The 13711-nt window shown below is 53.7% G+C and carries 11 protein-coding genes and 2 pseudogenes; 8 read left to right on the top strand and 5 right to left on the bottom strand.

All coding sequences use genetic code 11. The features are described 5' to 3' along the window. Positions 1–8: 8 nt before the first annotated feature. The 3 genes and pseudogenes from xylB to J4E70_RS08850 all read left to right on the top strand — a co-directional run bounded on the left by xylB (position 9) and on the right by J4E70_RS08850 (position 3297). Complete coding sequence (xylB, locus tag J4E70_RS08860; protein WP_213888748.1) at positions 9–1460, top strand: xylulokinase; 1452 nt, start codon at positions 9–11, stop codon at positions 1458–1460. After that, entirely contained in the window at positions 1457–2776 is a 1320-nt protein-coding gene (gene xylA / locus J4E70_RS08855; RefSeq protein ID WP_213888747.1) for a xylose isomerase, read from the top strand. Before xylB ends, xylA begins: the two co-directional genes overlap by 4 nt. Before the next feature lie 292 nt (positions 2777–3068). Then, a pseudogene (locus tag J4E70_RS08850) lies at positions 3069–3297 on the top strand (DksA/TraR family C4-type zinc finger protein). On the opposite strand, the gene J4E70_RS08845 reads toward J4E70_RS08850, so the two are convergent. Next, positions 3260–3685: a hypothetical protein gene (locus J4E70_RS08845; protein ID WP_213889102.1), complete on the bottom strand. Its 426-nt coding sequence runs from the start codon at positions 3683–3685 to the stop codon at positions 3260–3262. The pseudogene J4E70_RS08850 and the gene J4E70_RS08845 overlap by 38 nt on opposite strands. A 59-nt stretch (positions 3686–3744) precedes the next feature. On the opposite strand from J4E70_RS08845, the gene J4E70_RS08840 reads away from it, so the two are divergent. The 4 genes from J4E70_RS08840 (at position 3745) to J4E70_RS08825 (ending at position 9869) form a co-directional block, all read left to right on the top strand. Further along, positions 3745–4203 carry a (2Fe-2S)-binding protein gene (locus J4E70_RS08840; RefSeq protein ID WP_213888746.1) on the top strand — a complete coding sequence of 153 codons (459 nt, stop codon included), beginning with the start codon at positions 3745–3747 and terminating at the stop codon, positions 4201–4203. A 4-nt stretch (positions 4204–4207) separates the two neighbouring features. Beyond that, positions 4208–6448, top strand: a complete 2241-nt coding sequence (locus J4E70_RS08835) for a xanthine dehydrogenase family protein molybdopterin-binding subunit (RefSeq protein ID WP_213889076.1) — start codon at positions 4208–4210, stop codon at positions 6446–6448. 521 nt (positions 6449–6969) lie between these two features. Then, a complete protein-coding gene (locus J4E70_RS08830) occupies positions 6970–8385 on the top strand; it encodes an alpha/beta fold hydrolase (protein WP_213888745.1) in 1416 nt (471 codons plus the stop codon). Continuing rightward, positions 8385–9869 carry a 1-acyl-sn-glycerol-3-phosphate acyltransferase gene (locus J4E70_RS08825; RefSeq protein ID WP_213888744.1) on the top strand — a complete coding sequence of 495 codons (1485 nt, stop codon included), beginning with the start codon at positions 8385–8387 and terminating at the stop codon, positions 9867–9869. Before J4E70_RS08830 ends, J4E70_RS08825 begins: the two co-directional genes overlap by 1 nt. A 165-nt stretch (positions 9870–10034) precedes the next feature. Here the strand turns inward: J4E70_RS08825 and J4E70_RS08820 are convergent, their stop codons facing one another. Further along, a complete protein-coding gene (locus tag J4E70_RS08820) occupies positions 10035–10940 on the bottom strand; it encodes a LysR substrate-binding domain-containing protein (RefSeq protein WP_213888743.1) in 906 nt (301 codons plus the stop codon). A 93-nt stretch (positions 10941–11033) separates the two neighbouring features. Between J4E70_RS08820 and J4E70_RS08815 the strand changes: the two genes are divergently transcribed. Next, entirely contained in the window at positions 11034–12365 is a 1332-nt protein-coding gene (locus J4E70_RS08815; RefSeq protein WP_213888742.1) for a uroporphyrinogen decarboxylase/cobalamine-independent methonine synthase family protein, read from the top strand. Between the two features lie 168 nt (positions 12366–12533). Here the strand turns inward: J4E70_RS08815 and J4E70_RS19520 are convergent, their stop codons facing one another. From J4E70_RS19520 to J4E70_RS19315, 3 genes and pseudogenes are all read right to left on the bottom strand, one after another. Continuing rightward, the gene (locus J4E70_RS19520; RefSeq protein ID WP_213888741.1) at positions 12534–12869 is read right to left on the bottom strand and encodes an asparaginase; all 336 of its coding nucleotides are present in this window, start codon (positions 12867–12869) and stop codon (positions 12534–12536) included. Continuing rightward, the gene (locus J4E70_RS08805) at positions 12775–13542 is read right to left on the bottom strand and encodes an asparaginase (protein ID WP_213888740.1); all 768 of its coding nucleotides are present in this window, start codon (positions 13540–13542) and stop codon (positions 12775–12777) included. The genes J4E70_RS19520 and J4E70_RS08805 overlap by 95 nt, the downstream gene beginning before the upstream one ends. Positions 13543–13578: 36 nt before the next feature. Further along, positions 13579–13711, bottom strand: a pseudogene (locus J4E70_RS19315) (amino acid ABC transporter ATP-binding protein); the annotation flags it as partial.

The following is a 13711-nucleotide window of genomic DNA, read 5'->3' as shown; positions in this document are numbered from 1 at the left end:
GAATGTAGATGTATCTGGGGTTGGATCTTGGCACCTCTGGGCTTCGCGGACTGCTGGTTTCAGAAGACGGAACCGTCGTTGGTGATGCTACGAAGTCATATGACGTCCAATCTCCGAAATCGGGTTGGGCTGAACAAGACCCCGCCGTATGGGTCGGTGCTTGCTTGGGCGTGCTGTCTAAACTCGCCACCGGCTTTCCCGCAGAGTACCGCGCCTTAAAAGGCATAGGAGTCGCGGGGCATATGCACGGTGCAACGATGCTTGATCACTCAGGCAAGGTTATTCGCCCCTGTATCCTTTGGAACGATACCCGCGCGGCGAAAGAAGCGGCAGAGCTTGATGAAACACCTGGGTTTCGCGAATTGTCCGGCAATATTGTTTTTCCGGGCTTTACTGCCCCCAAACTGTTGTGGATGGCGCGGAACGAGCCTGAAAACTATGCACTTGTCAGTAAGGTGCTGTTACCAAAAGATTATCTTGTTTTCTGGCTCACAGGCGAAATGAGCAGTGAAATGTCGGATGCGTCAGGGACCAGTTGGTTAAATGTCGAGGAAAGGGCATGGTCTGAAATCTTGATCAATGGCTCCGGCATGCGGCGGGATCAGCTACCTGATGTTGTTGAGGGATCCGATGTGGTTGGTCAGCTAAGCGTTGAGCGGGCGCAGCAAATCGGCCTGTCGACTGATGTCTCTGTGGTGGCAGGTGCTGCAGATAATGCCGCAGCAGCCTGTGGTGTCGGGGCGTTTGAGGAAGGGCAAGGCTTTGTTTCGCTTGGGACATCCGGCGTAATCCTAGCCGCCAAGGACCGCTATGCTCCTGATCCTTCTACGGCTGTACATACCTTTTGCCATGCCATGCCAATGAAATGGTACCAGATGGGCGTGATCCTGTCGGCAACAGACAGCCTGAATTGGCTGGCCGACAATCTTGGGCATAGCCCGGAAGAACTGGCTGATTTACTACCGGATAAACCCTTTGGGCCGGGCGCTGTCCGGTTTTTGCCTTATCTGTCGGGTGAGCGGACACCACATAACGACGCCAATACCGGAGGTGCCTTCCTGGGCCTTTCGCGCGGTAGTGATCAGGCCGCATTGGTACAGGCTGTTATGGAAGGTGTCAGTTTTGCGCTTCGTGATTGCCTTGAAGCCTTGCATTCGACCGGCACAAGTCTTGGGTCCGCTCTTGTTATTGGGGGTGGGTCCAAATCTGCTTTTTGGGTTCAGACCTTGGCAAACACGCTGGGGATAACCCTACATCTTCCGGCCAAGGGCGATTTTGGTGCTTCAATGGGGGCTGCGCGGCTTGCCATGATTGGGGCAGGCGGGCTTTCTCCGCAAGAGGTTATGGTCCCTGCTGCGATTGAGGTGGAAATAAAGCCGGATAGGGTTTTGACAGATGCCTACGACGTCTCCTACCGCGCATACAAACAAACATATGAAGCCATTAAGGACTTGCCATGAGTACCAGATTTTTTCCAACCAACGCCATTGCGTTTGAAGGTTTCGCAAGCACCAATCCGCTTGCCTTCCGTCACTATGACCGGAACGAAAATCTGCGTGGAAAGCGGATGGAAGACCATTTGCGCTTCGCTTGTGCCTATTGGCATTCTTTCGCATGGCCCGGTGGAGACCCCTTCGGTGGGCAAACTTTTGATCGTCCGTGGTTTCCTGACCGTATGAGCGATGAGATGGCCGCAGCGAAGCTGAAGGCCGACATCGCATTCGAAATGTTCACCACGCTTGGTGTGCCCTATTTCTGTTTTCACGATGCGGATGTACGCCCCGAAGGTTCCAGCTTTGCAGAAAACACTGCAAATCTTGAAATCATGACCGAGATATTTGCCGAGAGAATGGAACAGACAGGAGTGAAGCTTCTGTGGGGGACGGCCAATCTGTTTTCGCACCGCCGTTTTATGTCGGGTGCTTCGACTAATCCGGACCCAGATGTTTTTGCCTACGCTGCAGCCACAATAAAAACCTGCATGGATGCAACGCACAAACTGGGTGGGGAAAATTACGTGCTTTGGGGAGGGCGCGAAGGATACGAAACCCTGTTGAATACTGATTTGGCGCGTGAGGATCAGCAAATGGGCCGGATGCTGAACATGGTCGTGGATTACAAGCACAAGATAGGTTTCAAAGGCGCAATATTGGTCGAGCCAAAACCACAGGAACCAACGAAACACCAGTATGACTATGATGTCGCAACTGTTTATGGGTTTCTGAAACGCCATGGACTGGAAAATGAAATTAAACTCAACATCGAACAGGGCCATGCCATATTGGCTGGGCATTCGTTTGAGCATGAAATTGCAACGGCCAATGCTCTTGGTATTTTTGGTTCGATAGACATGAACCGCAATGACTACCAGTCAGGCTGGGACACGGACCAGTTCCCGAATAACACACCCGAAGTGGCACTCGCGTACTATCAAATCCTGCGAGCGGGTGGATTTACCACCGGCGGAACAAATTTCGATGCAAAGTTGCGGCGTCAATCACTTGATCCTGTTGATCTTTTGGCCGCACATGTCGGCGCCATGGATGTCTGCGCGCGTGCGCTGAAATCGGCAGTAGCGATGCTTGAGGATGGAGGATTAGAGACAGCATTGAAAGAACGCTATGCCGGATGGTCGGACCCTTTTGCCCAGAAAATCCTGTCAGGGGATTGCGATTTGGAGGAATTGGTAGACCATGTCGAGAAAAAAGACCTGAACCCCGAACCAGTTTCAGGAAAGCAGGAAATTCTGGAAAACTACGTTAACCGGTATGTTTGAAGAAACTGCAAGCTGACTGATCCAATTCCTATTCGGGCCACGCGATCAGACAATTTGTAAATATCTGGACCTGCACGTCCCGAAAGCAAGTGCTGAGCTTGAAGAACACATAACCATGCACGCTTGGCTTTCGCTTCCGGCAATAGCCGAACGTCGGTTCTGGCTGTAGCAAACGACGGAATGAAGCCCAAAACCCTATTTTCATGCATTTAATCATCCGATATATTTACTGCCTAGAAGGAGTTGACAGATGGCTGGTGGCTAGGCGCGAGACGGTGCTGTAAACGAACAGATTGAAAGCTCGATTAAGGATGAACTGGCGCGCATGCAGGCGCGTAGGTCTCCTATCGGTGAGAGTTTGACCAAATTGCGCTGAGTGCGATGAGCCGATCCCAGAAGCCCGCCGAACTGCGATCCCCGGTGTAAAGCTATGCATCGACTGCCAGAAGGAGCGGGACGGTGTCTATGAGGCTCGTGGAGGGATCAACCGGAGGGGCAGCAAGGACAGTCAGCTGAAGTGATGTCCGGTAACGCAAGTATCGCGGGCGCATAGGGGGTTTGGGCAAATCTTCTCGCCAGGAAAAGCGACAGATCAGGGCGCTTTGCCTCGGCATTTGCGGCGTTCCACAGGAAAAAGAACTCTTTTGCTTTAGCACCCTTGCTGTCTTGATCCGGAAGGTCAGGCAACAGTCGCACGCGGCGCAGTACACGTTCCTCGCTGATCTTCAGCATTGAACAAAGCGTCTGGGTGGGTTTCGCCGCCGGGTTTTCTGACGCGTGTCTTTCATCCTGACGCGCCTTTCGCAGCAACTTGGCATCGAAGAAACAGATATTTCGTAAGCCATGCCACCCGATAATGCGGCTTTGGCGGAATGGGTTATAGGTTTGGCACAGTTTGCAAGTATGCAACCAAGGGTTTCTGAGGCAAGGTTCCATCGGTGCTACGAATCTTGGCTGGAGAAGCGCGAATGAGACTGACCGTAAACGGAAAGACACATGAGGTAGATGTCGAAGGCGACATGCCGCTTCTGTGGGTTCTCAGAGACGATTTGGGGATCACCGGCCCAAAGTACGGTTGCGGTGTTGCCGCCTGCGGTGCCTGCACAGTGCATATCGACGGTGTCGCGGTGCGTTCCTGTCAGGTTCCGGCAGCGGATGTGGACGGTGAGGTTACGACGATTGAGGGTTTGGGTACGCCTGAGGCGTTGCATGCCATTCAGGCGGCCTGGGTTGAACATCAGGTCGCCCAGTGCGGCTATTGTCAGTCCGGACAGATTATGCAAGCCGCCGACCTTTTGACTAATGTTCCCGATCCTACGGATGCCGATATTGATGATGCTATGTCTGGGAACCTCTGCCGTTGTGGTACCTATCCGCGCATCCGAACCGCAATCAAATCCGCCGCAGCAAAAATCAACGGAGCCTGAAGTCATAAGCCGTATTGGAAAAATCGCGCGCCGCAGCTTCCTGATCGGATCCGCCACAATAGCTGGTGGTGTTGCCTTCGGAATCTACAAAATTCGAACGCCCTATCCAAATCCGCTTGAAGACGGGCTTGCGGAAGGCACCGCCTCCTTTAACCCATGGGTTCTGATCGACAGGGAAAGAGTCACTCTAATCACACCACATGCCGACAAGGGGCAGGGTGTGGTGTCGTCCCAGGCCGCGCTGATAGCCGAGGAACTGGATATTGAATTCGGTCAGTTTGACGTAAATTTTGGCGAACCGGACAAGGCCTATTGGAACACAGCAATGGCCGATGAAGCTGTGCCTTTCATGTCAACGGACGAAAGCTTTGCCGCAGAGTCGATGCGCAGCGCAATGGGCGGGGTGCTGAAACTCTTGGGCATGCAGGGCACGGGTGGTTCGACGACGATACCGGACAGCTTTAACAAGTTGCGCCGTGCGGGTGCTGTTGCGCGCGAAACACTGAAACTGGCGGCATCTCAGCAATCCGGCGTTCCGGTCACTCAACTCAAGACGGCTAATGGTGCCGTCCAGCTGCCAGACGGCTCAGAGCTGAAATACACCGAACTGGCCGCAACTGCAGCCGGGATCGAACCGGTCACAGATGTTGAATTGCGCGCACCTGATCAGTGGCGATTGATCGGCAAGCCGATGCAGCGGCTTGACATAGTCGCCAAATCAACCGGCACCATGGACTACGGGATCGACCTCAGGATCGAGGGCATGGTCCATGCCGCTGTTAAGATGAATCCTCGCCAAGGGGGCACTCTTCGCAGCTACGACGCCTCGGAAGTTGAAGACATGCGCGGAGTGCGGAAAATTGTTCCGATCACCAATGGTGTCGCGGTTATCGCCAATAATACCTGGCGCGCGATTCAGGCGGCAGAAGCAATCACATTCGACTGGGATTCAGCACCTTATCCCGCCGAACAGGATGCACATTGGGAAACAATTTCGAAGTCTTTCTCCGAAGAAAACCTCGATTCCAAATGGCGCGACGACGGCGATGCCGAACAAGCGATTGCAAAAGGCGAGGTGGTTTCCGCTGAATACCGGGCACCATATGTGGCACACGCTCCGCTCGAGCCGCTCAATGCCACAATACTTGTAACGGATGATGCGGTCGAGATCTGGAGCGGTCATCAGTTACCTCGCATGCTGCAGCAGATCGTCGCCAGTATTACCGAGCATGAAGCAGAACAAGTGAAGTTCCACAATCAATTTATCGGCGGTAGTTTCGGCCACAGGCTGGAATTTGAACATTTGAAGCAAGCCGCCGAAATCGCCACCCAGATGCGCGGCACACCCGTCAAGCTGACCTATAGCCGGGAAGAGGATTTTGCCCACGACTTCCCGCGTCATATTGGTATGGCTCAAGGTACGGGTGCGGTTGTCGATGGTAAGGTTGAGGCGATCGATCTGCAGGTTGCGATGCCATCAGTGATCTCATCGCAAATGGGGCGGGCTGGCCTTTCCATTCCCGGACCGGATTCTCAGATCGCCGCCGGTTCCTGGAACAATCCTTACAACTTGCCGAACTACCGCATGCGTGCCTATCGGGTGCCAGAACTTGCACCGGTGTCGTCCTGGCGTTCGGTCGGCGCTTCAGCTAACGGTTTTTTCTTCGACAGCTTTCTCGACGAACTAATCCAAGCAGCGGGTGCAGATCCAATGGAAGAACGCATCCGGTTGATGGGTCATGACACCTCGCGCAGGGTGCTCGAGGCCGTGGCCGAGATGTCTTCGTGGGGTGGTAAGCTAGCAGCAAACAAGGGCCGCGGTGTTTCGTTTGTCGAAAGCTTCGGCACACCCGTGGCCGAGGTGGTTGAAGTCACGAACACCGACGATGGGATCCGCATCGACAAAGTGTGGGTGGCCGCAGACGTGGGCCAGATCGTTGACCCGGTGAATTTCGAGAATCTTGTACAGGGCGGCGTCGTTTTCGGCTTAGGCCACGCGATGAACTGCGAAATCACCTATACCGATGGCATGGCGGAACAGGCGAACTTTTGGGATGCAGAAGGGATGCGCATGTACCAATGCCCGGAGATTTTTGTAAGAGGGCTGGAAAACGGCGACAAGGTGCGTGGCATCGGTGAGCCCCCGGTTCCACCTGCGGCTCCGGCGCTTGCGGCTGCGATCTTTGACGCCACCGGACAGCGCCTCCGTGAGATGCCATTTAATAAATTTGTTGATTTCGTTTGAGCGGAGACATTTGAATTTTCAGCGGACGCTCCATCCGATGTGGCGCGCCTGCCTATTGGAGTGCCACATCTGAGTGACTTGAACTAAAGACCAACGGTTTGAATGATTGAATATCGGTTTCATGATGCAAATCGCAGTTTCGTCAGAATCTAATCATTGACAGAAAGCCTTTCACTTTATCCAGCTCATTTTTCCGCCCCCGTGGTTGTTCAGACTGGTGCCCAGCCTGCACTGTTTGGCGTCGCTAATAAGGGGAAAAGGAGGGCCGAGACGTCATATAGGGTATCAGGCGCATTAGATGGGGTCTAACAACCTGACTTCAATTTCTGCTTCTTTTCCATATCATCCCGTATTGTTTTCGGTCGCTTAAACCGCAGTGGAAAGAGCACGAACAATCTGAACACGCCTGCGGGTTTGTTTGCCTTTGCCGGATCGGGAGGGTTCGGCGCATCTGGACATGCACCGACAATGGTTTATGCAAGTATATGAATTTCCAAGGACTAAGAGATAGTGGTTTCGATTTGAGCACATCGTCAGGGCGTCACATCCCACGGCGCGAGATTAATGCCGCGCAACGTATCATGGCTTCGCCCATTGGCGAAATTCTGGCGCGCCGCTGGCTGGACTGGTTAATATTGCAAGGTCTCAAACGGCTGTTCTTCCCGTTTTCGCGGCTTTGGGCGGCCGCCAGGGCAGCGAATGGAGAGGTTGATGAGTTCGCTGCCGCTGCTCCGCTCACACGTGAAATCAGATACAAGGCTAAACTGCGCCGGGCTTTGAGGATTTTTGAGCGCGAACGTGCCAATATCAACAGTGTCGAGCTTTTTTGGCAGGAGAATTTTTTCGGGTCCGGTGATGTTCCGGAAAAACATCTTATCTCGCTTGAAGAAGCACGCCTTCATGCACGCAGCCGCTACAATGTAACCCGGCGGCATTTCACCTATCTGCGTCATTGGCTGGCAACGACGGTGTTTCCGAGTTTCGTCACCCCGCAAGAGTTTGAGGCGGTTTATGGTGTCAGCGGAGAAAAGTTTGAGCAGTTGTTCGCCCCACCTGTAATGATGCCGAAGGTGGAGAGATCTCGCAGCATTGCGACCGCTTCGGGGCGGGATAGCTGGATCCGCTTTGCCTCTCCGGCGGCACATATGGGTGATGACGTCTATGCCCGGGTGCATGAACCTGTCGGTATCGAAAACCCACCCACCCTGATCTTTGGTCATGGGATATGTGTCGAGTTCGACCATTGGCGCAACCTGGTTGACCCGATTGCTAACTTGCCACGCTGGGGCATCCGCGTGATACGGCCCGAAGGCCCGTGGCACGGACGCCGGGTACCTGAGGGGTACTATGGGGGTGAGCCTTTCCTGTCCAGGGCACCAAAGGGCGAATTTGACTACTTTACAGCCCAGCATCGCGAATGGGCTGTGCTCATGGATTGGTCGCGGCGCACCAGCACGGGGCCTGTCGCCTTCGGCGGTAGCAGCCTAGGCGCACAATCAGCCCAGATGACATCAATAAGGGCCCGCAACTGGCCCAAACACCTGCAACCGGATGCTTTGTTCTTGATGACCCATTGCGAACATGTGGGTGACGTGGCAACGGACAGCGATCTGTCCGATATCTGGGGGCTACACGAACCTTTGGGGGCTTTGGGATGGCGCCGGGACATGCAGAAGGAATGGCTGGCTAAACTTGATCCATCTGGTGCGCCCGTAGTGCCACCAAGTAGGATTGTCAGCGTTCTGGGTCGACATGACCGGGTCACACATTTTTCCTCTGGTCAAAAGCTGCAGGAAAAGTGGCGATTGCCCCCGGAAAATCGGTTTGTATGGCCATGCGGTCATTTCACCGTTCCTTTGCGTTTGGGTCATGACACACGCCCGCTGGATCGGCTGCAGGAAATTTTCGATGAGATTGCAGTGCGGGAGACCCGGTAGTGCTCGGATACCCGATCACACTGCCCTTGTGGGCAGCAGTACCCACGCTCGTATTGGCTGCGTTGGGGGCAAAAGCATTCATTTTCGACCCGATTATCCGCCGCGTCTTGAATCGGCGGGAACGGGATCTCAAGGCACACCTGAATACTACGCTCATCCGCCCCTTACCCGCGGTTTTGCAGGTTCCGCGTCGTGTTTTGATGGAACGGCTTTTCAACGACGCGGAAGTGCAGGCCGCTATTGATCTTGCTGCCGATACAAGGGGGCGTGACGCCGCAGAAAAGGAAGCGCGAACCTATGTAGACGAAATGATGCCGTCCTTTTTTGCACTCTTTTATTTTCACGTCGGCTACTGGCTCGCGCGCCGGTACCTGCGGTCGATGTATGATATTCAAATCGCACAACAACCGCCACCGGGCGCCTATACGGACATTCCAGAGGACGCCAGTATCGTTCTGGTGGGCAACCACCGGTCGAACATGGATGTCGCGGTTCTGAGCTATCTGGCGTCGCGCACCAGTATGGTATCTTTCGCGGCGGGAGAATGGGCCGCAGTGTGGCCGGTAAACCGGATCATGCATATGAGCGGGTCGTATATCATCCGCCGCGAAGCCCAAAGTCGCCTCTACAAAAAGGTACTCGCCCGCTACATCCATATGATGATCGGGGCACATATGCCTCAGGGGATCTTTCTGGAAGGCGGGTTAAGCCGGGATGGTGCTATCCAGCCCGTCAAGCTGGGGCTGATGCGCTATATTCTTGCGGGTCTCGGAAAAGGCGGTACGCGCGATATTGTCTTCATTCCCGTGGCTTTCAACTATGACAGGGTTCCCGAGGACCTGACCTTGCTTGCTCATCAGGATCACGGCTTTGCCAGGAAGTCGAAATTTTACACACTTAAAAGCACGATTTGGCATTCCTTCGGAGTGAGCGCTCGCCTGCTGCGCATAAGCCGTCGTCGCTATGGACAAGCGGCCGTTAGCTTTGGCCCTGCGCTTTCAGCGAGGGACTGGCTAGCTGAACACGGCGGATCGGTCGAGGCCCTTGATGATGAACAACGCAAGGCAATCGTTGCACCAATAGCGGAATCGATTATCGGACGCATCAGCGATATCATCCCGGTCTTGCCGGTTTCGCTGGTCGCGACGGTAATCCATGAATCCGGCAGCGACATCCTCCAAAAAACGGAAATCAAACAGGGTGTCTTGCGCTTGCTCGAAAGATTGCGCCAACGTAACGTGCCGATGGCGATAGACGAACTGGATGGCGAAACAACCTACCGGAAAGGATTGGATGTTCTTCTGTCGCGTGAAGTTCTTATCCAGGACGAGGGACACTTGTACCGTAACCCGGACAAGAAAGCCCTATTGGCCTATTTCGCCCGCACCATAGCCCACTATTTCGAAGACTTGAGTGAGGAGAATAAAGCCACCGCCCCGCTATATAGTATTCTAACCGTATCAGAGCCGGAAACACCAACCTGAGACGGCTAACGATCTTCTGGCCTTCAGCGTTCGGATCACGACAACACGCAGATTGCTCTTTTTTGCCAATGAATTCCACCAAGAAAAAGTTATTTTCTTTGTATTTTCGAGTGTTGCACAGACTTCCGTTCAAAGTTCACGTCAATCGTATTAACGCAAAGAAAATTAGGGCATTCGACATGCTGTCAGCCATCGCGTGATGGCTTCCTTCTGCGGGTGGTCCGTCGCAAAAGTGGCATAATATGCTTTACCCGTGCTCAGCCGCATGTTGGGCAGTTCTACTAACCATCCATTAGATAAATATGGTTCGGTCAGGTGCGCCCAGGCCAGAGCGACACCTTTACCTTCCGTCGCCGCCTGAAGGATGAAGTGATAGCTTGGCACAGGATGGATTTCGGGCAATTGTTCGCATTTGATCCCAAAAGCACGAAACAGATCTGACCAACTTACCCAGCCAAATTCACCAAAATCTTGTGCTATTAAAGGCAGCGCAGACAAATCACCGGGCTGAACCATCTCTTGCTGCAGCCGGTTCGCGCTCAGCAAAGCAGGTGCGCAGACCGGAAAGACCTCTTCTTCAAAAAGCAAGGACGCATGCATACCGGCCCAGTCGCCTGATCCGAAGCGGATGACGATATCTGCATCGTCGAAATCAGCATCCTGTGGTTGGTCTGACGTATTCAGCCGGATATCCCAACCCGGCAGCAGCGCCCTAAGCGGTTCCATACGTGGAAGTACCCACATATGGGCAAACCCGTGTGTGCAGACGATGGACAGGCGGTCTATTGTCTGCCCGCGCATTAGCGTTTCCACAACAGCGCGGATATGTCCCAATCCTAGCTCAGTCGCCTTAACGAGCTCGTCACCCGCCGGAGTCATTTCGATCCGATTGTGTCGGCGATGAATTAAAGGCGTTCCAATGAAGCTTTCCAGATTGGCGATAAAACGGCTGACAGAAGGCTGCGGCATGCCAAGATGATGTGCTGCTCTGGTAAAGCTTTGCTCGCGTGCTACAGCTTCAAAGACATAAAGAGCTTTCAGGACCGGCTGGATGCTTTTGCGTTTATACATATATTTATTATATAATAGTTATGTTTTTATTCCATCTTTATGGCCGGTAGTATTATTTTATAATGTATTAATGATATGACTAACGGAATCCTGATGATGAAACATACAGCACAGAACACATTGGATGTCACTTCGGCTGATGTTCTGGAATTTCCTAATGGCATTCGCATGCTTCAGGCTTGGCAGGATGCTGACGCAACCCGCATGGATGAATTGAAGCAGGTGTTTTTGGATACTGTCGAAGGCAAGTTCGACAGTGATTTCGCGTGGAATGGACCAACAGATGCGATTCATATCGGTGGGTCTATCAACTTGATGACGTTGACCATCATGCATGATCTGTTTGGATATGACTCATCTGAATTCTACAAAGGTAATCCCGAACGGTATGTGCGTACAACACTGATGACTCGGCGTTTATTGGGGATGAATAAGCTGTACCTGAGTTGGCCGGTTTACGCTTTCACAGCCGAGGCCATGGGCCAGCAGACCATGTATCCTGACAAATTTCCTCCGGGGTCGGATCCTGATTTGACGTTGCTCAACCGGGAAAACTGGCAGCAGCCGCGAACACCCGACTTTACCAAGGGTATACCAGCCATAATCGAAGAAATGATCCGAGTTTACGTCAGCTTGACTGGCCTGGAGCCGGTACTTCACCTGTCAGCGCCTTACAGTTTGGCTGCGGATACGTTCGGGCAAGAGCCGCTTCTGGCCGCACTGGTGCGCGAACCTGAGTTCGCAAAAGATTTACTGAGGCATCTGGCCGATACTGTCCATCGCCCATGGATCAACGACTTCATATCCAAATTTCCCAACGGCTGGATCGAATTGTCGGATGCGTCGGGGTCGCCCTTCTTTGTCGGGCCAAGGAATTGCCGTGATATTTCTATAGACGCGATCAGGTATCTTGCAAAGAACGAGCCCTGGGGTGATCGTGTGTATGACGCCAACTATCGTGGCGACTACGTGACTCAGGCGCAGCAGAAAAACCGATGCAACGCACGAAAAGGCGGCACCTCTGCAGCAACGAACCCAGCGGTGACACTGGATGAATTGACTGAGGCCAAACATTCTGTCTGCCGCCACTATGTACAGCGCCTGCACGATGACAGAGTGCCTGTTGACTACTACCGCGACAAGGCGATTGAATGGAACGTGCCGCTTTTTGCGGGTGTGGGTTCATCACAAATTGACCGCAATAGTGTGGCCGATATGGATGCAGCAAAGGCTGATCTGCGCTCAGTTACCCGCTGTGATGTCGACGCAGTGAAAACCGTCGCGCGTACGATACGTGACAACGGGTACAGCATCACAAATCCACCTTGGCCGGGTACGATTTATTTTGAAGATGTCAGCTCAGAATCCAGCATGGAGCTGATCGAAGTAATAGTCCAAACAGCGCTGAATGAAGGGCGCTATTGAGAACGCGACCTGATCGCAGAGCGGACATTGGATTTGCCGCCGAAACCGGGTACTTCGGGCTCAATCCAGTTGATCGCTGCGTGATCAACGGCTTCTGTGCGGGACAATCGTGCCGTTTGCAGCACATACAGGTTTTCTTATCAACCTGCCCTCAGTTCTCATAGCTGGTTATTTTAACCATGTCGGTGCAGGTTTTATTTCCCCTACAGTCGCCCTAAGAGAGTTTTCGACCGAGGGTGCTATGTGTTCTCCAAGTTGGCTTTTCTCAGCGTCCGACAGGATACCAAGGTGGTCGAGAATTGCCAGCAACGCGGCCCCGCGAGGTCGTGCGTTGCCGTCCGCTATCTTCAGTGCAATGCCAAGCCCCTGCGCGGGCAGGGCTGCGACGAGTATGCCTTCGGCACCGGTTTTAGCCAGGACCACGCCCTTGGTTGCAGCAATCAAGGCGCTGACGATTGTGCCATGGCCCGCCGCATGGAGCGGGTTTTGGGCGATAACCGGCATGCAACCGAAAAATTGCACTGGTTCGCTCCGCACTCAGATAGGCAGGATTGCTGAACCGGGCGATGGCATGCTCCAGCCTTGCCAAGGGCATCGTGATCGCCGGAAAGCCGCAGCCGTCGATTCCCACGGGAAATTTTCTCAAGTCTATCTCTGCGAGGTCAGAGAGAATATCTAAGGCGCGCTGTTGCAGAGGGTGCCCGATCAGATGATAGTCGGCGGTTGGTAGTCCGAGATGCAGCGCATTGGTCAGAAAGCCCGCGTGTTTGCCCGAGCAATTGTGATGCGAACGGCGGCCATGCTGGCCCGAGGCCAGAACATGGTTGGCGCTTTCGATATCGTCGGGCAGCACACTGCCACAAGCCAGGTCATCATTGCCAAGCCCCAGACGGTGCAGCCAGGCTTCGACCAGGTTTTGGTGCATCGGCTCGCCCTGGTGTGATGCGCAAGCCAGGGTCAGTTCGGCGTCACTCAGCCCAAACCTGTCACAGGCGCCGCATTCGATCAGATCGATCGCCAGCATTGGTTTCATAGCAGAGCGCGGGAAAACAAGCTGCTCTGGTTCCCCCCAGCTTTCCAGCAGGTTGCCTTTGTGATCGCATACGACCGCCGCGCCGAAATGACGGCTTTCGACGGTTTTATTTCGTGTGACTTCGACAAATAATTCAAAGGACATGTCGCATCTCGGTCACTGGAGTAAAGGGGATTTTGGTCAAAGAATCTGACTGAGGAACATTTTGGTGCGCTCGTGTTGCGGATTGTCGAAAAACTCGATCGGGCCACTTTGCTCGACGATGTCGCCCTCATCCATAAATATCACCTGATCGGCGATGGTCCGCGCGAAG

This window comes from Pseudohalocynthiibacter aestuariivivens (assembly GCF_018457175.1).
GTDB lineage: Bacteria > Pseudomonadota > Alphaproteobacteria > Rhodobacterales > Rhodobacteraceae > Pseudohalocynthiibacter > Pseudohalocynthiibacter aestuariivivens.
The sequence above is the reverse complement of the archived record's forward strand: the minus strand, read 5'-3'. Positions and strand labels throughout refer to the sequence as shown.

Excerpts from the sequence above, each read along its gene's own strand:
- xylB (WP_213888748.1), top strand. The coding sequence starts at position 9 with ATGTATCTGGGGTTGGATCTTGGCACCTCTGGGCTTCGCGGACTGCTG.
- J4E70_RS19520 (WP_213888741.1), bottom strand. The coding sequence starts at position 12,869 with ATGCCGGTTATCGCCCAAAACCCGCTCCATGCGGCGGGCCATGGCACA.
- xylA (WP_213888747.1), top strand. The coding sequence starts at position 1,457 with ATGAGTACCAGATTTTTTCCAACCAACGCCATTGCGTTTGAAGGTTTC.
- J4E70_RS08840 (WP_213888746.1), top strand. The coding sequence starts at position 3,745 with ATGAGACTGACCGTAAACGGAAAGACACATGAGGTAGATGTCGAAGGC.
- J4E70_RS08805 (WP_213888740.1), bottom strand. The coding sequence starts at position 13,542 with ATGTCCTTTGAATTATTTGTCGAAGTCACACGAAATAAAACCGTCGAA.
- J4E70_RS08820 (WP_213888743.1), bottom strand. The coding sequence starts at position 10,940 with ATGTATAAACGCAAAAGCATCCAGCCGGTCCTGAAAGCTCTTTATGTC.
- J4E70_RS08815 (WP_213888742.1), top strand. The coding sequence starts at position 11,034 with ATGATGAAACATACAGCACAGAACACATTGGATGTCACTTCGGCTGAT.